Annotated in this window: 16 protein-coding genes and 2 pseudogenes; 11 read left to right on the plus strand and 7 right to left on the minus strand. The window is 69.7% G+C overall.

The annotated features are described in order from the left end of the window. Positions 1-119: 119 nt before the first annotated feature. Positions 120-1,109, minus strand: coding sequence for a peptidylprolyl isomerase (locus AC6R2M_RS14480; RefSeq protein WP_500483312.1), 990 nt, complete (start codon positions 1,107-1,109; stop codon positions 120-122). A 269-nt stretch (positions 1,110-1,378) separates the two neighbouring features. Between AC6R2M_RS14480 and secA the strand changes: the two are divergent. The 5 genes and pseudogenes from secA to AC6R2M_RS14505 form a co-directional block, all read left to right on the plus strand. Beyond that, positions 1,379-3,947: pseudogene (gene secA / locus AC6R2M_RS14485) on the plus strand (preprotein translocase subunit SecA); the annotation flags it as partial. An 89-nt stretch (positions 3,948-4,036) separates the two neighbouring features. Continuing rightward, positions 4,037-4,156: pseudogene (locus AC6R2M_RS14490) on the plus strand (SEC-C metal-binding domain-containing protein); the annotation flags it as partial. Positions 4,157-4,396: 240 nt separating this feature from the next. After that, positions 4,397-5,272: a putative selenate ABC transporter substrate-binding protein gene (locus tag AC6R2M_RS14495; RefSeq protein ID WP_500483314.1), complete on the plus strand. Its 876-nt coding sequence runs from the start codon at positions 4,397-4,399 to the stop codon at positions 5,270-5,272. Positions 5,273-5,280: 8 nt separating this feature from the next. Beyond that, positions 5,281-5,979, plus strand: a complete 699-nt coding sequence (locus AC6R2M_RS14500; RefSeq protein WP_500483316.1) for an ATP-binding cassette domain-containing protein — start codon at positions 5,281-5,283, stop codon at positions 5,977-5,979. After that, a complete protein-coding gene (locus AC6R2M_RS14505; RefSeq protein WP_500483318.1) occupies positions 5,972-7,573 on the plus strand; it encodes a PhnE/PtxC family ABC transporter permease in 1,602 nt (533 codons plus the stop codon). The genes AC6R2M_RS14500 and AC6R2M_RS14505 overlap by 8 nt, the downstream gene beginning before the upstream one ends. A gap of 13 nt (positions 7,574-7,586) precedes the next feature. On the opposite strand, the gene AC6R2M_RS14510 is transcribed toward AC6R2M_RS14505, so the two are convergent. The 4 genes from AC6R2M_RS14510 to AC6R2M_RS14525 all read right to left on the minus strand — a co-directional run bounded on the left by AC6R2M_RS14510 (position 7,587) and on the right by AC6R2M_RS14525 (position 11,061). Further along, on the minus strand, positions 7,587-8,588 hold the full coding sequence (locus AC6R2M_RS14510; RefSeq protein ID WP_500483320.1) for a L,D-transpeptidase family protein: 1,002 nt from the start codon (positions 8,586-8,588) through the stop codon (positions 7,587-7,589). Positions 8,589-8,897: 309 nt separating this feature from the next. Further along, positions 8,898-9,857 (minus strand): acetyl-CoA carboxylase carboxyltransferase subunit alpha, encoded by a 960-nt coding sequence (locus tag AC6R2M_RS14515; RefSeq protein WP_500483322.1) that lies wholly within the window; start codon positions 9,855-9,857, stop codon positions 8,898-8,900. 95 nt (positions 9,858-9,952) lie between these two features. Further along, positions 9,953-10,885: a site-specific tyrosine recombinase XerD gene (locus tag AC6R2M_RS14520; RefSeq protein WP_500483324.1), complete on the minus strand. Its 933-nt coding sequence runs from the start codon at positions 10,883-10,885 to the stop codon at positions 9,953-9,955. After that, entirely contained in the window at positions 10,882-11,061 is a 180-nt protein-coding gene (locus AC6R2M_RS14525) for a histidine kinase (protein WP_500483326.1), read from the minus strand. The genes AC6R2M_RS14520 and AC6R2M_RS14525 overlap by 4 nt, the downstream gene beginning before the upstream one ends. 198 nt (positions 11,062-11,259) lie before the next feature. Here AC6R2M_RS14525 and AC6R2M_RS14530 point away from each other — a divergent pair, with 198 nt between their 5' ends. Both AC6R2M_RS14530 and aroB read left to right on the plus strand, forming a co-directional pair. Then, positions 11,260-11,853, plus strand: coding sequence for a shikimate kinase (locus tag AC6R2M_RS14530; RefSeq protein WP_500483328.1), 594 nt, complete (start codon positions 11,260-11,262; stop codon positions 11,851-11,853). Then, on the plus strand, positions 11,850-12,956 hold the full coding sequence (aroB, locus tag AC6R2M_RS14535) for a 3-dehydroquinate synthase (RefSeq protein WP_500483330.1): 1,107 nt from the start codon (positions 11,850-11,852) through the stop codon (positions 12,954-12,956). The genes AC6R2M_RS14530 and aroB overlap by 4 nt, the downstream gene beginning before the upstream one ends. On the opposite strand, the gene AC6R2M_RS14540 is transcribed toward aroB, so the two are convergent. Both AC6R2M_RS14540 and AC6R2M_RS14545 read right to left on the minus strand, forming a co-directional pair. Then, positions 12,953-13,660, minus strand: a complete 708-nt coding sequence (locus AC6R2M_RS14540; RefSeq protein WP_500483332.1) for a YoaK family protein — start codon at positions 13,658-13,660, stop codon at positions 12,953-12,955. The two genes, aroB and AC6R2M_RS14540, sit on opposite strands and share 4 nt — an antisense overlap. Positions 13,661-13,665: 5 nt before the next feature. Further along, positions 13,666-13,965, minus strand: coding sequence for a BolA family protein (locus AC6R2M_RS14545; protein ID WP_500483334.1), 300 nt, complete (start codon positions 13,963-13,965; stop codon positions 13,666-13,668). 128 nt (positions 13,966-14,093) lie between these two features. Between AC6R2M_RS14545 and AC6R2M_RS14550 the strand changes: the two genes are divergently transcribed. The 4 genes from AC6R2M_RS14550 (at position 14,094) to AC6R2M_RS14565 (ending at position 18,703) form a co-directional block, all read left to right on the plus strand. Continuing rightward, on the plus strand, positions 14,094-14,708 hold the full coding sequence (locus AC6R2M_RS14550; RefSeq protein ID WP_500483336.1) for a J domain-containing protein: 615 nt from the start codon (positions 14,094-14,096) through the stop codon (positions 14,706-14,708). Positions 14,709-14,839: 131 nt separating this feature from the next. Then, complete coding sequence (cobS, locus tag AC6R2M_RS14555; protein ID WP_500483338.1) at positions 14,840-15,832, plus strand: cobaltochelatase subunit CobS; 993 nt, start codon at positions 14,840-14,842, stop codon at positions 15,830-15,832. Positions 15,833-15,839: 7 nt separating this feature from the next. Further along, the gene (gene cobT, locus AC6R2M_RS14560; protein ID WP_500483340.1) at positions 15,840-17,726 is read left to right on the plus strand and encodes a cobaltochelatase subunit CobT; all 1,887 of its coding nucleotides are present in this window, start codon (positions 15,840-15,842) and stop codon (positions 17,724-17,726) included. Beyond that, entirely contained in the window at positions 17,723-18,703 is a 981-nt protein-coding gene (locus tag AC6R2M_RS14565; protein WP_500483342.1) for an esterase-like activity of phytase family protein, read from the plus strand. The genes cobT and AC6R2M_RS14565 overlap by 4 nt, the downstream gene beginning before the upstream one ends. Positions 18,704-18,714 lie beyond the last annotated feature (11 nt).

Below are 18,714 nucleotides of genomic sequence, written 5' to 3' on the forward strand. Positions count from 1 at the left end.
CGATTTTCGAAAGGCCTGATGCGCGGATTCAGAGAGACAGAGCGACCTTTGTGCGTCCAACCGGACGCACGGCGCTCTGGAAGAAGAAGAGGGCGGCCGGGAAGGGCCGCCCCGTTTCGTCACTGCGCGGCGGGCGTCTCGCCCTCGGCCGGGGCCTCGCCGTCGGCGGCGCCCTCCATCGCGGCTTCCATCTCCTCGATCTGCGACTGGATCTCGGGATCCACGTACTCGACCTCGAGGTCCTCGCGCGCGGCGCGCACGATCTCGATGTAGCGCTCGCGCAGGACGACCTGACGGACCTGATCGGCGACGTCCTCGAAGGCAGGCGGCTGGGCCGGCTCGGCCATGCGCTTGTCCGTGGTCTGGATCACGTGCCAGCCGAACTGCGACTCCACCGGCTCCTCGGTGTAGGAGCCGGGCTCCAGCGCGAAGGCCGCCTGCTCGAAGGCCGGCACCATCTGGCCGGGCCCGAACCAGCCGAGATCGCCGCCGCGCTGACCCGAACCGGGATCGGAAGAGCGCTCGGTGGCGAGTTCGGCGAAGTCCGCCCCATTGTCGAGTTCGTCGATGATCGCCTCGGCCTCCTCGCGGGTGGCGACGAGGATGTGCCGCGCGTTGACCTCCTCGGTCGGCTCGGCCGGCACCATCGCCGCGATCTCCTGATCGTAGCGCGCGCGCAGCTCCTCCTCGGTGATCGCGTCGACGCCTTCCTGTTCGAAATAGGCGTTGTGAAGCGCACGGTCGCGCAGGAAGGCGATGCGGCGCTCCACCAGCGGATCGTTCTGCAGGCCCGCCTCCTGCGCCTCCAGGCTCAGCGAACGGATGTCGATGAGGGCCGCGAGGACGGCGATGCGCCCCTGCTCGGGCGGCAGCTGGGCGAACTGGGGGCCGAGGTCGGCGAGCGCGGCCGCCAGATCGCCCTCGGTGATGTCGGAGCCGCCGACGCGCGCCACGACGGCGGCCGGATCCACCGGCTCGGCCGGGGCGGCAGGCTCGGCCGCGGCCGGCGGGGTCCCGGCCGGGGCGCTCTCCTGCGCGTTCGCGGCCAAGGCCGTCGACGACAGAAGCAGCGCGGCGGCGGCCAGGCGCGCGAGATGGGTCTTGGTCATGCGCTCGTCCTCGTTGGATGGCGATGGAAACGGGAAGGGACCGGCCTCTTGCGCCCGAACGGGCCTTGTCTCGAGCCGGAAGGCGCCCTTCGGCGCCGCGTGTCGCGGCGTTGACATCGCATAGGGCCCCTCTTATCTCTCGCCCGTTCCCAAAGTCCAGCCGTTTCCGGTTCATCTCAAGGGTCTGATCCAGTCCCGCCGGTCTCGGCGGGCCCGGAGCCGGTCCCAAGATGCGGCCGCCTCTATCGATACGGAAGGACATCTTTCAGATGGTCAGTCTCGGCGGCCTGGCGGCCAAGTTGTTCGGCTCGTCGTCGTCCCGGATCGTGAAGCGTTTCGACGCCAAGGTTCGGCAGATCAACGAGCTGGAGGCCGAGTTCTCCGCCCTCTCCGACGACGCGCTGCGGGCCAAGACCGACGGCTTCCGTCAGGAGATCGCGGCCGGAAGGAGCGTCGAGGACCTTCTCGTCCCCGCCTTCGCGGTGGTGCGCGAGGCGGCCAAGCGAACGCTCGGCCTGCGCCCCTTCGACGTGCAGCTGATCGGCGGCATGGTGCTGGCGGGCGGCTCCATCGCCGAGATGCGCACCGGCGAGGGCAAGACGCTGGTGGCGACGCTGCCCGTCTACCTCAAGGCGCTCGAGGGCAAGGGCGTCCACGTCGTCACCGTGAACGACTACCTCGCCACGCGCGACGCCCACCAGATGGGCCGCATCTACAACTTCCTCGGCCTCTCCTACGGCGTCATCGTCCACGGCCTGTCGGACCAGCAGCGCCGCGAGGCCTATGCCTGCGACATCACCTACGCGACGAACAACGAACTCGGCTTCGACTATCTTCGCGACAACATGAAGTACGAGCGCGCGCAGATGGTGCAGCGCGGCCACCACTACGCCATCGTCGACGAGGTGGACTCGATCCTGATCGACGAGGCGCGCACGCCGCTCATCATCTCCGGCCCGCTCGACGACCGCTCCGAGCTCTACAAGACCATCGACGCCTTCATCCCGCAGCTCGACCGGGCGACCGACTACGAGCTGGACGAGAAGCAGCGGCAGGTCTCCTTCACCGAGGACGGCACGGAGAAGCTGGAGCGGCTCCTGGAAGCCGCCGGCCATCTCCAGGGCGCCTCGCTCTACGACATCGAGAACGTGGCGGTCGTCCACCACGTCAACAACGCGCTGAAGGCCCATTCGCTGTTCCAGCGCGACAAGGACTACATCGTCCGGGGCGACGAGATCGTCATCATCGACGAGTTCACCGGCCGCATGATGCCGGGCCGGCGCTTCTCGGAGGGTCTGCATCAGGCGCTGGAGGCCAAGGAAGGCGTCACGATCCAGCCCGAGAACCAGACGCTCGCCTCGATCACCTTCCAGAACTACTTCCGCCTCTACAAGCGCCTCGCCGGCATGACCGGCACGGCCTCGACGGAAGCCGCCGAGTTCGGCGACATCTACGGGCTCGACGTCATCGAGGTGCCGACCAACCTGCCGGTGCAGCGCCGCGACGAGCACGACGAGGTCTACCGGACCTTCGACGAGAAGTTCAAAGCCATCACCGCCGAGATCCGCGACGCCGCGCAGCGCGGCCAGCCGATCCTCGTCGGCACGACCTCGATCGAGAAGTCCGAGCTTCTGGCGACGCGCCTTCGCGAGGCGGGCCTCAAGGACTTCCAGGTCCTGAACGCGCGCTACCACGAGCAGGAGGCCTACATCGTCTCGCAGGCCGGCGTGCCCGGCGCGGTGACGATCGCCACCAACATGGCCGGTCGCGGCACCGACATCCAGCTCGGCGGCAATCTCGACATGCGCCTCGAGCACGAGCTGAAGGACATGCCCGAAGGCCCCGAGCGCGACGCCAAGGCCGCCGCGATCAAGGCCGACGTGCAGCGCCTGAAGGAGCAGGCGCTGGCGGCGGGCGGCCTCTACGTGCTCGCCACCGAGCGCCACGAATCGCGCCGCATCGACAACCAGCTGCGCGGCCGCTCCGGCCGCCAGGGTGATCCCGGCCGCTCCAAGTTCTACCTCTCGCTGCAGGACGACCTGATGCGGATCTTCGGGTCCGAGCGCATGGACACGATGCTGTCCCGCCTCGGCCTGAAGGAGGACGAGGCCATCGTCCATCCCTGGATCAACAAGGCGCTGGAGAACGCGCAGAAGAAGGTCGAGGCGCGCAATTTCGACATCCGCAAGAACCTTCTGAAATACGACGACGTGATGAACGACCAGCGCAAGGTCATCTTCGAGCAGCGGCTCGAACTGATGGACGCGACGTCGCTGGACGAGAGCGTCGACGACATGCGCGAGGAGACGGTCGAGAAGCTCGTCGCCCGCCGCATGCCCGAGACGGCCTATCCCGAGCAGTGGGAGACCGCTGAGCTCGCGGAGGACGTGAAGGAGATCTTCGGCCTCGACCTGCCGATCAAGGACTGGGCCGAGGAAGAGGGCATCGACGATGCCGACATCCGGCAGCGCATCCAGGAGGCGGTGGACAAGGCCGCGCTGGAGAAGCGCGAGCGCTTCGGCCCCGAGGTCTCGACCTATGTCCAGCGCTCGGTCGTCCTCCAGACGATCGACGGCCTGTGGCGCGAGCATCTGGTCAATCTGGACCACTTACGCTCGGTCGTCGGTTTCCGCGGCTATGCGCAGCGCGACCCGCTGAACGAGTACAAGTCGGAAGCCTTCGAGCTTTTCCAGTCCATGCTCGACAGCCTGCGCGAACGCGTCACCCAGCAGATGTCGCGCGTGGAGCTGGTGCGGCCGGAGGAGCGCGTCGCGCCGACGCCCCCGCCGATGCACGGCCACCATATCGATGCGACGACCGGCGAGGACGAGATGGCGGACGGCGCACCGGGTCCTGCGCCCGCGCAGCCCGGCGCACGCGCTTCGGCGGCGGCCGGCCTCGCCGGTTCTTCGCCCTTCCTGACGCAGCCGAAGAACCGCGACCCCAACGATCCCTCGACCTGGGGTCCGGTGGCGCGCAACGAGGCCTGCCCCTGCGGCTCGGGCAAGAAGTTCAAGCACTGCCACGGCGCCTTCGCCGAGGCCTGAGCCGGCCCTCCTCATCCCTTCGAAGACGGCCCGTCGGCATCGCCGGCGGGCCGTCTCTCGTTGGGCGAAGCCTCGGCCGCCCTTGAAGCCTGCGTCAGCCCCCTTTAGGATTCGCAGAGCTTCTCGAAGCCGCCGTCGATGCGCCGTGCGCGCTCACGCTCAAACGGCGATGGACCGCCGGCCTCTCGTGCCGCCGATCCACTTCAGGCGCAGCTCACCTGACTTCGTTGGAGGAACGCCATGCTTCGCCCGATCGGCGTCGCGGCCGCTGCTGTCTTCGCGACAGCCGGCAGCCTTGCGACCGCGCACGCCCAGACCCCGCCCACGCTCTATTTCTCGGCCATTCCGGACGACGACGAGACGCGGCTGATGGAGCGCTTCGGCGCCGTCGCCGACTATCTGTCGGAAGAGCTCGGCGTGCCCGTCGCCTACGTTCCGGTGAACAGCTACGCCGCCTCCGTCACCGCCTTCCGCAACGGGCAGATCCAGCTCGGCTGGTTCGGCGGCCTGTCCGGGGTTCAGGCCCGTCTCGCCGTTCCCGGCTCGCAGGCGATCGCGCAGGGCGACGAGGACATGGCCTTCGTCTCCTACTTCATCGCCCACAAGGACACAGGGCTGGAGCGCAGCGACGCCTTCCCCGAGGAAGCACGGGGGATGACCTTCACCTTCGGCGCGCAGACCTCGACCTCCGGCCGCCTCTTCCCGGACTTCTACATCCGCGAGGAGACGGGCGAGGCACCGGAGGACTTCTTCTCGCGCGTCGGTTTCTCGGGCGACCACGGGCAGACGCTCCGGCTGGTCTCGACCGGTGCGTTCCAGGTCGGCGCGCTGAACTACACCGTCTACGACACGGCCGTGGCCGAAGGCGCGCCCGAGGTCGAGAGCGCCAAGGTGATCTGGCAGACGCCGCCCTATCCCGACTACAACTGGACGATCCGGGGCGACGTGGACGCTCAGTTCGGCGAGGGCTTCGCCGAGCGCGTTCAGGCCGCGCTGATCGGCATGGACGACCCGGACCTTCTCGCCTCCTTTCCGCGCGCGGCCTTCGTCAAAGCCTCCAACGAGGACTACGCGCCGATCGAGGAGACGGCGCGGGCGCTCGGCATCCTGGACTGACACGTACGGTGCTTCGCTTCCGCGACGAGACGCTCGCCTATGGCGGGACGGCCGTTCTCTCCGGCCTCGACTTCCGGATCGAGGCCGGTGAGCGCGTCGTGCTGCTCGGGCGCAGCGGTGCGGGCAAGAGCACGCTGCTCGCCGCCGCCTATCGGCGCCTTGCGGAGACGCGCGACGACGTCGCGCTCGTTCCCCAGGAGCACGGGCTCGTTCCCCAGCTCTCGGTCTTTCACAACGTCTTCATGGGCCGGCTCGACGCGCATGGCGCGGCCTACAACCTCGCCAATCTCGTCTGGCCGTTTCCGTCCGAGCGCCGGCGGGTCGGCGCCGCCATCGAGGCCGTCGGCCTTTCGGGTCTCGACCGCCGGACGGTGGAAAGCCTCTCGGGCGGCCAGAAACAGCGGACCGCGCTCGCCCGCGCCTTCCATCGCGGCGGCGCGCTCCTGATCGCCGACGAGCCGGTCTCGGCGGTGGACGAGCGCCAGGCGGCGCAGCTCACCGAGGCGATCGCCACGCGCTTCGAGACGGCCCTCGTCGCCCTGCACGACGTGGCGCTCGCGCGGTCCTTCGCCACGCGGCTCGTCGGACTTCGCGCCGGGCGCATCCTGTTCGACCGCAAGGCGGACGAGGTCGGGCAGGAGGACATCCGCCGCCTCTACGGCGACGGCTCGATGGGCGGATCCTCGTTCGAAACATCCGATGCGTAGAACCGACGAGGCGGCGCGACCCCCGCAGGCCCGCAAAGACGCATCGCGCGCGTCCGAGCCGGTCCGGCTCGGACGGCTCGGCGCGGCCTGCCTCTTCGTGGCGGCGGCGCTCGCGGTGCTGCCCTTCGCCGATCTGCAGGTCACGGGCCACGACCCGTGGAGCCAGCTCGCCCGCATGGGCGTCGGCCTCCTCTCGCCGGACTTCTCGGCCGTCTCCGCCCTTGCGAGCGCGGCCCTGCTCACGATCGCCTTCGCCGTCTGCGGGGTGGCCGCCGGGGGGAGCGTCGGCTTCCTGCTCGCGCCCTTCTACCGGCTGCGGGCCGTGCGCCTCGTCTGCGTCGCGGCCCGCTCGATCCACGAGCTGTTCTGGGCGCTTCTGCTCCTCCAGATCACCGGTCTCTCGGCGACGACGGGCATCCTCGCCATCGCCATCCCCTATTCGGGGATCTTCGCGAAGGTCTTTTCGGAATATCTCGACGAGGCCGACCCGCGCCCTGCCGCCGCCATGCCGCCGCGCGCAGACCGGGTCTCGGTCCATCTCTTCGCGAGGCTTCCGCTCGCCCGCCCGCAATTCCTGACCTACAGCCTCTACCGGCTGGAATGCGGGCTGCGCTCCAGCGCGGTCCTCGGCTTCGTCGGGCTGCCGACGCTCGGCTACTCGCTCGACACCTTCTTCCGCCAGGGCCAGTACGGCGCCGTCGCCGCCGTCCTCGTCATCTACTACGTGCTCATCGCCACCATGCGCTGGTGGATGCGCCCGGCGCTCGCGCCGGTCTATCTGATCGCCGCCATCGCCATGATGGCCTCGCTCGCCGCGCCCCCGATGGCGGACGGCGCGCTCCTGCGCTTCCTGACGCAGGACATCGTGCCCGCGCCGCTGCGCAACGGCGATCTGGCGGAGATCGAGACCTGGACCGCCTTCTGGAACTGGCTGACGACGCTGCTCTTCCAGCAGGCCCTGCCCGGGCTGACCGCGACGCTGATCGTCGCGCAGCTCGCTCTCGTTACGGCCGGGATCGTCGCGCTCCTCGCCTTCCCGCTGATCGTGCGCGAGGTCTCGGGCCGCCTCGGCGCGGTCTTCGGCCATCTGGCTCTCGTGATCGGGCGCTCGACGCCCGAATACATGCTCGCCTACATCGCCCTGCAGATCCTCGGGCCGTCCATGCTGCCGGCCGTGATCGCTCTCGGGCTGCACAACGGCGCGATCATCGCCCATCTCCTCGGGCGGCAGTCCGGCCACCTCGTGCCGGAGCTTCGCGCCGACGCGCCGCGCGGGATCGTGCTCTACGCCTACGAACTCCTGCCGCGCATCTACGGCTCGTTCCTGGCGCTCTGCCTCTATCGCTGGGAGATCATCGTGCGCGAGTCCGCCATCATCGGGCTTCTCGGCATCGCCACGCTCGGCTTCTTCGTGGATCGCGCGATCCAGGAGATCCGGATCGACCGGGCCTTCGTCCTGCTTCTGGCGACGATGCTGCTGACGATCGCGATCGACGCGCTTTCGCGGCGGCTGCGAGGGGCGATCGGCCTGCGCAGGCTAAAGGCGCTGCCGCCCGAGCCGGTCGGCGCCGTGCTCGCGGGCCGCACAGGCTGAGCCGGCCCGGTCCTCAACGGCCGAGCAGCGAGCGGAAGACCGAGGTGTTCGCCTGGATGCGGTTGCCGTGGCGGTCGTAGCCGGGGCGGCGGTTCTGCTCGCGGGCATAGGCCTCGGCCGAAAGCGGCTGGCCCGTCGTGTAGGAATAGGTGACGGCCACGGCGAAGTCGCTCGGGTTCATCCGTGCGGCCAGGGCCTCCTCGGCGGCCTCGTCCGCCATGCGGCGCTGGGCGACGGCCATCGGCTCCTCGATGGGCGGGCACTGGCCCTGCGCGTCGAGCGTGCGGCCGTCGGACAGGACGGCGTCAAAGACGTAGCGGCGCTCGCAGACGCCGACCGCGACCGGCCGGCGCGTCAGCTCGAAGCGGTCGTAGCCCTGCTTGAGCACGCGCCAGAAGGGCATGTGCTCGTTGTTGCGATGGCGCGCCATGTTCTGCGGCGTCATGCGGAAGGGGAAGGCCTGGACCTGGAAGGCGCCCTGCCCGCCCTGGAAGGCGTGACGGGCGAGCGCGTAGATCTCGGTGATCTGGTTGTTGTCCATGGCGTAGCAGCCCATGGACGAGCAGGAGCCGTGGACCATCAGATGCGAGCCGGTGCGCTCGTTGGCCCGGTCGAAGGCGTTCGGATAGCCGAGATCGAAGGATAGATGGTAGGAGGAGTTCGGGTTCATCTGCCCGGACGAGACGGCGTAGAAGCCCTCGGGCGCCTGACGGTCGCCCTCCTTCTTCTTCGGGCCCAGAACGCCCGACCAGGCGCACATCGGGTAGGTCTTGAGCAGCTGGAAGCTGCCGTTCGAGGTCTGCTTCCAGACCTCCAGCTCGGACTCTTCCTTGAAGATGCGAAGCAGGATCGGCGAGTTCACGCCCATGTCGTTGGCGGCGATGGTGCGCACGAGACCGGGCGGCAGGGGTGCCTCCGCGCCCAGAAGGTCCTCCAGCCCGGCGCCCTGGCAACCGGCCAGAACGGTCATGCCGACGGCGACGAAGGCGGCGGTGGCGAGACGGCGCACGGACATGGACTGCGTTCCCCTACCCCGTCCGGCCTGCCGGGCATCCTGCGGCATCGCCGCGGAACGCCTCCGGCACGGCGCGAGCCGGGCCCTTCCCCGACCGGGCTCGCATCGGGACTGCGCCCCGAGGATCGTCCGGCCACTTCCCCTCTTTCTGCGCCATCAGCCTTACCCGCAGGTTAAGGCGCAGTCACAAAATGCACCGTCCGGCGAGGCTCGCACCTCGCGCCATCGTGAAGAAAGCAAAAAGCGCGGGCAAAGAGAAGTGAAATTCGCATGTCGGGTGGACGACAGAGGAAGAGGCGAGGCGCGCGGTCAGACCTTCAGGTCGCGCCCGATCGCCAGGAACTTCTGCCGGCGCTCGCGCCGCAGCGCATCGCCGTCGAGCTGCGACAGCTCCGAAAGAGCGTCCGCGATCGCCGCGCGGGCGGCCTCGAAGACCGCCTCGCGCCCCCGATGCGCGCCGCCGATCGGCTCCTCCACGATCGTGTCCACGATCGAGAAGCCCTTGAGGTCCTGCGCGGTCATCTTCATGGCCTGCGCCACGTCCTTGGCGCGCCCGGCGTCGCGGTAGAGGATCGAGGCGCCCGCCTCCGGCGCGATGACGTTGTAGATCGCATGCTCCAGCATCAGCACGCGGTTGGCCGTCGCGATCGCGATGGCGCCGCCCGAGCCGCCCTCGCCGATGACGAGCGAGACCAGCGGCACGCGAAGGTCGAGGCAGGTCTGGATCGAGCGGGCGATGGCCTCGGCCTGTCCGCGCTCCTCGGCCCCGATGCCCGGATAGGCGCCGGCCGTGTCGACCAGCGTGAGCACCGGCAGCTTGAAGCGGTCGGCCAGCCGCATGATGCGGACCGCCTTGCGGTAGCCCTCGGGGCGCGCCATGCCGAAATTGTGTTTCAGCCGGCCCTGCGTGTCCGCGCCCTTCTCCTGGCCGATCACGGCCACCGCCTCGCCCTGGAAGCGGCCGAAGCCGGCGAGGACGGCATGGTCCTCGGCGAAGTAGCGGTCGCCGGCCAGCGGCGTGAAGTCCGTGATCAGCGCCTTCAGATAGTCCACGCAGTGCGGGCGGTCAGGATGGCGGGCGACCTGCGTCTTCTGCCAGGGCGTCAGCTTGCGGTAGAGCTCTTCGAGCGCGTCGCGCGAACGCTTCTCCAGCCGCGCGATGTCCTCCGACACGTCGAGCGAATCGGCGTCGCCGCCGATGCGCTTGAGTTCGATGATCTGCGAGTCGAGGTCGGCGACCGGCTTTTCGAAGTCGAGATAATTGTGCATTCGTCAGCGGCCCGAGGCCGTCCTTTCGGCGGTGAGAACCCCGCCCGATCCGGGGCGCAAACTGGCTATCGACCGCTGTCCTGTCAAGGAAACGCTCACGCGCGCGACAGCTCCGAGAGCGGGTGATGATCGGTGACGAGGCGCATCAGGCGCTCCTCGAGCACATGGGTGTAGATCTGCGTGGTCGAGATGTCGGCGTGGCCGAGCAGCTCCTGCACGGCGCGAAGGTCGGCGCCGTTCTGCAGGAGATGGCTGGCGAAGGCATGACGCAGGACATGCGGGGACACCTTGGCGGGCGACAGTCCGGCGCGCGCGGCGAGCCCCTTCAGATCGCGCGCGAAGGCCTGGCGCGTCAGATGCCCGCTTTCCGACAGCGCCGGGAAGAGCCAGGCTTCGCCGGGCGCCGTGCCGGCCGCGCGCGCCGCCTGCGCGAAGGCCTCCAGCGCGTCGCGGGCGCGCTCGCCGATCGGCACCATGCGCTCGCGTCCGCCCTTTCCCTTCACGACGATCGCCCGTCCCCTGGAGGCGAGGACGGAGCGCGGCAGCGCGACGAGCTCCGACACGCGAAGGCCCGTCGCATAGAGAAGCTCGACCAGCGCATGCATGCGCCGCGCCCGGGCGAGCGCGCCGGGCGAGAGGCCCGTTTCCCCCGCCTCCGCCTCCGCCTGATCGAGCAGCCGTCCCGCCTCGCTCTCGCTCATCAGCTTGGGCAGGGCCCGCGCGCGGCGCGCGCCCTCGATCGGGCCGGTCGGATCGTCGCCGCGCTTGCCTTCGGCATAGAGGAACTTGTGGAACTGGCGCAGCGAGGAGAGACGCCGCTGGCGGCTGGAGACGGCAAAGCCGCGCGCTTCCAGATCGGCCATGTAGGCGCGAAGCTCGCTCGTCCCGGCCTGATCGAGGCCGGTGCCCAGACCCGCCAGGAACTCGGCGGCGTCGGCGAGATCGCGGCCATAGGCGGCGATCGTGTTCTGCGACGCGCCGCGCTCCACCGCCATCATCTCCAGGAAGAGATCGACCTCGCGGCTCAATCGGGCACGCCCGTGTCGAGCCGGCGCGGTCCCTCGTCGGGCGTCAGGCCGAGCGGCACGTCCACCGACATCGTCGTGCGGCGCGGCTCGACGAAATGGATCAGCGCCGCCATCGCCGCGAAGGTCACGCCGGCAATGACGGCAAGCGCCAACAGGAGGCGGAAGAGGGTCGGCATCGGCGCTTTCGGCTCTCCGGGATCGGACGGGCGGGCGGGTGACGTTCCATAAACAATCGGCAGCGCCCGCGACAAGCTTTGCCTGCCCGAGGGCCCGCGCGCGCCGGTCCCGCGCTTGACGCTTCGGCGTCTTTCCTGTTTGCGCATGGGGCACGCCCGGCCTCCCTTCAACCGCCGCGGCAGGAGGATCGGACAGGTTTGCCCGCACATCAGGACGACACCCGGACGAACGGCCCGAAAGAGGCGCTCGCGCGCCTCGGCGGACGCTCGCTGGCGCTCGTCGGTCTCATGGGAGCGGGCAAGTCGACCGTCGGGCGGCGGCTCGCCGGCGTCCTGAACCTTCCCTTCCACGACAGCGACGACGAGATCGAGACCGCCTCGCGCATGAGCGTGCCCGAACTGTTCGCCGCCTATGGCGAACCGGAGTTCCGGGCGCTGGAGGCGCGCATCCTGTCGCGTCTGGCGAACGGGCCGCAGGCCGTCATCTCCACCGGCGGCGGGGCCTATATGCGCGAGGACACCCGCCGGGTGCTGCGCGAGCGCGCCGTCACCGTCTGGCTTCGCGCCGATCTCGACATTCTGATGGAGCGCGTGTCCAAGCGGCCGGGACGCCCGCTCCTTGCCGCGCCCGATCCGCGCGCCGTGATGAAGGACCTCATGGACAAGCGCTATCCCGTCTACGCTCTCGCGGACGTCGCCATCGAAACACGCGACGTCAAACGCGAGGTGATCGTGCAGGAGATCATCGAGGCCGTCGCCCGGCAGCCCGACCGCGCCGAGGCCGTCCGTTGAGCGCGCGCACCGTCCGCGTCGAGCTCGGCGCGCGCAGCTACGACATCCTGATCGGCCCGAGCCTCATCGCGCAGGCGGGCCGCGAGATCGCCGAGCGCCTGCCCGGCGCGCGCCTCGCCGTCGTCACCGACGAGACGGTGGCCGCGCTTCATCTGCCCGCGCTCCGGGCCGCTCTCGCCCAGGCCGGCATCGAAGCCGAGGCGATCGTCCTGCCGCCGGGCGAGCGGACGAAGAGCTTCGAGCAGCTCGTCCCCCTCGTCGAACGCCTGCTCGCCTACAAGCTGGAGCGGGGAGACGCGGTTCTGGCGCTTGGCGGCGGCGTGATCGGCGATCTCGCGGGCTTCGCCGCCGGCATCGTCAAGCGCGGCACACGCTTCGTGCAGGTGCCGACCACGCTCCTGGCGCAGGTCGATTCCTCGGTCGGCGGCAAGACCGGCATCAACACGTCCGCCGGCAAGAACCTCGTCGGCGTCTTCCACCAGCCCGACCTCGTCCTCGCCGACACCACCCTTCTCGACACGCTGAGCCCGCGCGAATTCGCCGCCGGCTATGCCGAGGTGGTCAAATACGGCCTGATCGACCGGCCGGACTTCTTCCAGTGGCTGGAGGCCAACCGCGAAGGGGTCTTCGCGGGCGGCGAGGCGCGCGACGAGGCCATCGCCGAGTGCTGCCGGGCGAAGGCCGAGACGGTCGCGGCCGACGAGCGCGAGGAGGGCCGCCGCGCGCTTCTCAATCTCGGACACACCTTCGGCCACGCGCTGGAGGGGGCCTGCGCCTACGACGCGGCGCGCCTCGTCCACGGCGAGGCCGTCTCCATCGGCATGGCGCTCGCGCACCGCTTCTGCGTCGCGCAGGGCCTGTGCCCGGGGCAGGACGCGGAGCGGGCCGTGGCGCACCTGCGCGCGGCGGGTCTGCCGACGACGATCGGCGAGATTCCCGGCGGCGGCTTCTCGGCCGACCGGCTGATGGAGCTGATCGCGCAGGACAAGAAGGTGGCGCGCGGCCGCCTGACCTTCATCCTGACGCGCGGCATCGGACAGGCCTTCGTGGAGAGACACGTCGATCCGCAGGCGGTGCGCGCGTTCCTCGAAGGCGAACTCTAACGCCGCCGGGCGGTCGCGCTGGTGAAGTCGGATCGCCACGAACGCGGCATGAGCAGGCAGGCCAAGGCGACGGCGAGCGTCGTCAGCGCCGTGGCGTAGAGCGCCTCGACGCCGAAGCCGCGGTGCAGGAGCGCGCCCGCGAAGACGCCCGCGAACATGCCGAGCCAGGGCACGGCCTGCAGCGTCCAGCCCGCCTTGCGCTCGCCGGTCACCAGACGGCCGAGGCCGCGCCCGAAGCGGGACAGGGCGCCGGTGACGAAGGTGATGCCGAAGGGGTTCTCGCCCACGCGGTCGATCGCAGCGTTCAGAGCGCCCATCGCGGCCACGGCCGGCAGGATCGACCAGGGCAGTGCGTCCATCGGAACGACCACGGCGATCAGCCCTGCGACGATCAGAAGCAGCGCCCACTGACGCCGCCCCGTCAGCGCCATGACGATCTCGCCCAGCGCGTTGCCGAGCACGAAGGAGCCGACGACGGCGGCGAGGAACAGCGCCGGCCCCAGCTCGCCGTCGACGACGGTCAGCGCGAATTCGGTGGTGTTGCCGCTCATGAAGGAGACGTAGCGGCCGACGAGGATCAGCCCGATGGCGTCGGCCATGCCCGCGACGAAGGCGAGCGACAGGGTCAGCGCGAGCCCGGCGGCGAAGCGCCGGCGGCGCAGGACGACGAGACGTCTCAGCCGAGCCCTCCGCAGAGGCCGCATGGCGCCTAGCGCCGCGCGGGTTCGCCGGGGGCGCGCGCCTCGATGGCGAGCGCATGGACGCCCGCCTTCAGCTCCTCGGAAAGCGCGGCGTTGACGGCGCGGTGCCGGTCCACCCTCCCCTTCCCCGCGAAGGCATCGGACACGAGCTTCACGCGGAAATGCGTCTCGCCCGTTCCGTCGAAGGGCGCATGATGGCTGGTGTCGTGGTGGTGCCCGGCGTGAAGATGGCTCTCGTTGAGCACTTCGAGCGAGACCGGCGCGAAGGCGGCCTGGAGCTTGGAGCGGATCGCGGCTTCGACGGACATCGGCCATTCCCTCGTGGACCTGGGTGCGCAGCCCATCCGGCTACGGATCTGCCCCGCGTCTTCGGACGACATTTCGCGCCTGTCAATTCTTGTTCGCTTGGGCGCGCAGCCCCATAATCACCGGCGACATGAAGCTCGACAGCAAATATTTCGACCGCATCCGCGTGCGGCCCGATCCGCAGGCGGAGGCGAAGGCCAAGGCGCCCGTCTGCGCCTGGGTCGGGTGCGAAGAGCCGGGCACGCACAAGGCGCCGATGGGGCGGGACCGCGAAGGCAGCTACTACCATTTCTGCGTCGATCACGTGCGCCAGTACAACAAGAGCTACAACTACTTCTCCGGGCTCGGGGACCAGGACATCCAGGCCTATCTGAAGGCCTCCATGACCGGCCATCGCCCGACCTGGAAGATGGGCTCGAACTCGTCGGGCGCGATGCCCTCCGACAAGCCGAGCGGGGCGCCGCGCCGCTGGAGCAAGCACAACCGCCCGACCTTCGACCTGTTCGGGGAGGACGGTGCCAAGCGGCCGCAGACCCAGCCGCGAAAGCCGCGCACCCTGGAGGTGAAGGCGCTCGAAACCTTGTCGCTGCCGCAGAATGCGGCTGGTGAGACCATTCGGGTGCGCTATAAGGCTTTGGTGAAGCAATACCATCCCGACGCCAACGGTGGGGACCGGGGCACGGAGGACCGCCTGCGGGAGGTCATCCAGGCCTACAAGCTCCTGAAGCAGTCGGGGTTCTGTTAAACCGCCGCACGTCGGAGCCCTTTCCAAAGGGATCCCCGTTCGGCCGGCCGGGTGCCGACTTTCCCGCGCCGCATGAGACGAGACGGCCGCAGCGACCGCGTCGAGACGCCCGCCCGGCCCGTGGAGGTATGATGAGCGCAGCGGAAGTGATCGTGGAGACGGCGGACCTGCCGGACACCACCATATCCGTCCGCGAAACCTTCGGTTTCGAATCCAGTCTCAAGGTCCCGGCCTTCTCGGCCGGCGGCCAGCACGTGCCCGAGATCGACCCGGACTATCTGTTCGACAAGCCGACGACGCTGGCGATCCTGGCGGGCTTCGCCAAGAACCGCCGCGTGATGGTGTCCGGCTTCCACGGCACCGGCAAGTCGACCCATATCGAGCAGGTCGCCGCCCGCCTCAACTGGCCCTGCGTGCGCGTCAATCTCGACAGCCATGTCAGCCGCATCGATCTCGTCGGCAAGGACGCGATCACGGTGCGCGACGGCAAGCAGGTGACGGAGTTCCGCGACGGAATCCTGCCCTGGGCCTATCAGCACAACGTGGCGCTGGTCTTCGACGAGTACGACGCCGGCCGCCCGGACGTCATGTTCGTCATCCAGCGCGTCCTGGAATCCTCCGGCCGCCTGACGCTGCTCGACCAGAGCCGCGTCGTGCGCCCGCACCCCGCCTTCCGCCTCTTCGCCACCGCCAACACGGTCGGCCTCGGCGACACGACGGGCCTCTATCACGGCACGCAGCAGATCAATCAGGCGCAGATGGACCGCTGGTCCATCGTCACCGTCCTGAACTATCTGCCGCACGACAACGAGGTCGGGATCGTCCTCGCCAAGGCCAAGCATTTCGACACCAAGGAAGGCCGCACCACCGTCTCCAAGATGGTGCGCGTCGCCGATCTCACGCGCGCCGCCTTCGTCAATGGCGACCTCTCCACGGTCATGAGCCCGCGCACGGTCATCACCTGGGCGGAGAACGCGGAGATCTTCGGCGATGTCGGCTTCGCCTTCCGTCTAACCTTCCTGAACAAGTGCGACGATCTGGAACGCGCGCTCGTCGCCGAGTTCTACCAGCGCGCCTTCGGCGAGGAACTGCCGGAGAGCGCGGCCAACTTCGTCCTGGACTGAGCGCAGCGTGGCAGGCGTCGGCGACAATCAGAAACCGGGCCGCAAGGGCCAGGGTTCGGACCGCGAGCCGTTCCGGCGCGCCGTCGCCTCGGCGATGCGTGCCATCGCGGGCGAGTCCGAGCTGGAGATCGTCTTCGGCAACGAGCGGCCGGGCCTTTCCGGCAACCGTGCCCGCCTGCCCGAGCCGCCCAAGCGTGCCAGCGCCTCCGACGTCGCGATCACGCGCGGCCTCGGCGACGCCATGGCGCTGCGCCGCGCACGACACGACAGCCGCATCCACGCCACCCTCTCGCCCGACGGGCGCGGGGCCAAGGCCGTCTTCGACGCGGTGGAGCAGGCCCGCTGCGAGGCGATCGGCGCCAAGGCCATGGTCGGCGTCGCCGACAATCTGGCGGTGATGCTGGAGGACAAGTACTTCCGCTCCAACCTCTCCGAGGTCACCGACCGGGCCGAGGCGCCGCTCGAGGACGCCGTCGCCCTGATGGTGCGCGAGAAGCTGACCGGGCGCGCGGTGCCAAAGAGCGCCGAGGCGCTGGTCGATGTCTGGCGCGACTGGATCGAGGAAAAGACCGACGGCCGGCTCGACCGGCTCTCCTCGTCGCTGGAGGACCAGAACGCGTTCGCGCGCGCCGTTCGCGACGTCCTCGTCTCGATGGACATGGCGGAGGAGCTGGCCGACGAATCCTCGTCCGAGGAGGACGAGGACGAGGAGGCCGGCGACAGCCAGGATCGCGGCGACGAGGAATCGGGCGCCGAGAAGGAAGCCGGGCAGGACTCGGCGGAGACCGACAGCCGCGAGAGCCAGGCCGAGGCCGAGGAGACCGCCGAGGCAGAGGGCACAGAGACCTCCGACGAAGGCGAGGACGACGAGGATTCGCCGGAAGCCGAGGCGCCGGCCGAGCAGCGCCGGCCCGACCGGCCCCATCCGAACCAGCTCGTGGAGGCCGACTATCAGGTCTACACGCGCCAGTTCGACGAGGAGACCGGGGCCGAGGAGCTGTGCGAGGAGGCCGAGCTCGACCGGTTGCGCGCCTTCCTCGACAAGCAGCTGTCCTCGCTCCAGGGCGCCGTCGGCCGGCTCGCGAACCGCCTGCAGCGCCGCCTGATGGCGCAGCAGAACCGCTCCTGGGACTTCGATCTCGAAGAGGGCTATCTCGACACGGCCCGGCTCACCCGCATCGTCATCGACCCGATGCAGCCGCTCTCCTTCAAGATGGAGCGCGACACCGAGTTCCGCGACACGATCGTCACTCTCCTCATCGACAATTCGGGCTCCATGCGCGGCCGTCCGATCACGGTGGCGGCGACCTGCGCGGACATCCTCGCCCGCACGCTGGAGCGCTGCGGCGTGAAGGTCGAAGTGCTCGGCTTCACCACCAAGGCCTGGAAGGGCGGGCAGTCGCGCGAGGCCTGGCTGAAGGCGGGCAAGCCGCCGCGTCCCGGCCGGCTGAACGACCTGCGCCACATCGTCTACAAGGGCGCCGACGCGCCCTGGCGCCGCGCCCGGCGCAATCTCGGCCTGATGATGCGCGAGGGCCTCCTGAAGGAGAACATCGACGGCGAGGCGCTGCTCTGGGCGCATTCGCGGCTGATCGCGCGGCCCGAACAGCGGCGCATCCTCATGATGATCTCCGACGGCGCGCCGGTGGACGATTCCTCGCTTTCCGTGAACCCGGGCAATTACCTGGAGCGGCACCTGCGCGCGGTCATCGACCATATCGAGACGCGCTCGCCGGTCGAGCTGCTCGCCATCGGCATCGGCCACGACGTGACGCGCTACTATCGCCGCGCCGTGACGCTGACCGACGCCGAGGAGCTGGCGGGCGCGATGACCGAGCAGCTCGCCGCCCTCTTCGAGGAGGAGCCATCGGGGCGCGGAGCGAGCCGCCGTTGAGGCACATCGCCGCCGGTCTCGCGGCCCTTCTGGCGCTTGCCCTGCCGGCGGCGGGCGACGTGGTCCCCGTCGAGATCACGCCCCGCGCCATCGAGCGCTTCGAGGCCCGTTCGGACGAGACCCGGTTCGGCCAGCTCGACTATGTCGGCGGCTTCTCCTTCCGGGGCTCGGATCGCAGGCTCGCCGGCATCTCCGGCTTCCGGTTCCGCGACGGGGAAGGGAGCGCGTTTCTCGCCGTCACCGACACCGGCCTCTGGTTAGAGGGGCGGATCGAGCGCGACGGCGAGGGTCGCCCCGTCGGAATAAGCGAGGCGGCCATCGCCCCGATCCTCGGCCCGAACGGCGAAGCGCGCATGCGAAAGGGCGACGCGGACGCCGAAGGCATCGCGGTCGACGGGGACCGCGTGCTCGTCGCCTTCGAGCAGCGGGCGCGGGTGGAGGAATTCGACGCGCGCGATCCGTTGCGCTCGCCCGCACGCGAGGTCGCCCAGCCGATCCCGGTCCACGAGCTTCGCCGCAACCAGGGGCTGGAGACGATCGCGCGGGCGCCGGACGGGCGGATCGTCGTCGTGTCCGAGAACTCGATCGATTCGGCCGGCAATCTCTTCGCCGGGATTCTGGGGCAAGGCGTCTTCACCGTGCGCCGACAGGAGCCCTGGATGGCGACCGACGGGGCCTTTCTCGAAGGCGGCGACCTCCTGCTTCTGGAGCGCCGCTACGAAGGCTTCGGGCGCGTCGGCATGCGCATCCGCCGGATCGAGGGCCGGACGATCGAAGTCGGGGCGCTGGTGGACGGCCCGGTCGTCATGGAGGCCAGTCTCGCCCAGGAGATCGACAACATGGAGGGGCTGGACGTCTTCGTGAACGCGGCGGGCGAAACGATCGTCGCTCTCGTCTCGGACGACAACGCCTCCTTCTTCCAGCGCAATCTCTATCTGGAGTTCAGGCTGGTCGAAGACGCCCCGCCCCCGAGCTGAGGCCCTCGGCC

The organism is Aureimonas sp. CAS, from assembly GCF_059838215.1.

Bases quoted from the DNA above. Each gene is read 5' to 3' on its own strand.
- AC6R2M_RS14480 (WP_500483312.1), bottom strand. From the start codon at position 1,109: ATGACCAAGACCCATCTCGCGCGCCTGGCCGCCGCCGCGCTGCTTCTG.
- AC6R2M_RS14495 (WP_500483314.1), top strand. From the start codon at position 4,397: ATGCTTCGCCCGATCGGCGTCGCGGCCGCTGCTGTCTTCGCGACAGCC.
- AC6R2M_RS14505 (WP_500483318.1), top strand. From the start codon at position 5,972: ATGCGTAGAACCGACGAGGCGGCGCGACCCCCGCAGGCCCGCAAAGAC.
- AC6R2M_RS14510 (WP_500483320.1), bottom strand. From the start codon at position 8,588: ATGTCCGTGCGCCGTCTCGCCACCGCCGCCTTCGTCGCCGTCGGCATG.
- AC6R2M_RS14515 (WP_500483322.1), bottom strand. From the start codon at position 9,857: ATGCACAATTATCTCGACTTCGAAAAGCCGGTCGCCGACCTCGACTCG.
- AC6R2M_RS14525 (WP_500483326.1), bottom strand. From the start codon at position 11,061: ATGCCGACCCTCTTCCGCCTCCTGTTGGCGCTTGCCGTCATTGCCGGC.
- AC6R2M_RS14540 (WP_500483332.1), bottom strand. From the start codon at position 13,660: ATGCGGCCTCTGCGGAGGGCTCGGCTGAGACGTCTCGTCGTCCTGCGC.
- AC6R2M_RS14545 (WP_500483334.1), bottom strand. From the start codon at position 13,965: ATGTCCGTCGAAGCCGCGATCCGCTCCAAGCTCCAGGCCGCCTTCGCG.
- AC6R2M_RS14550 (WP_500483336.1), top strand. From the start codon at position 14,094: ATGAAGCTCGACAGCAAATATTTCGACCGCATCCGCGTGCGGCCCGAT.
- cobS (WP_500483338.1), top strand. From the start codon at position 14,840: ATGAGCGCAGCGGAAGTGATCGTGGAGACGGCGGACCTGCCGGACACC.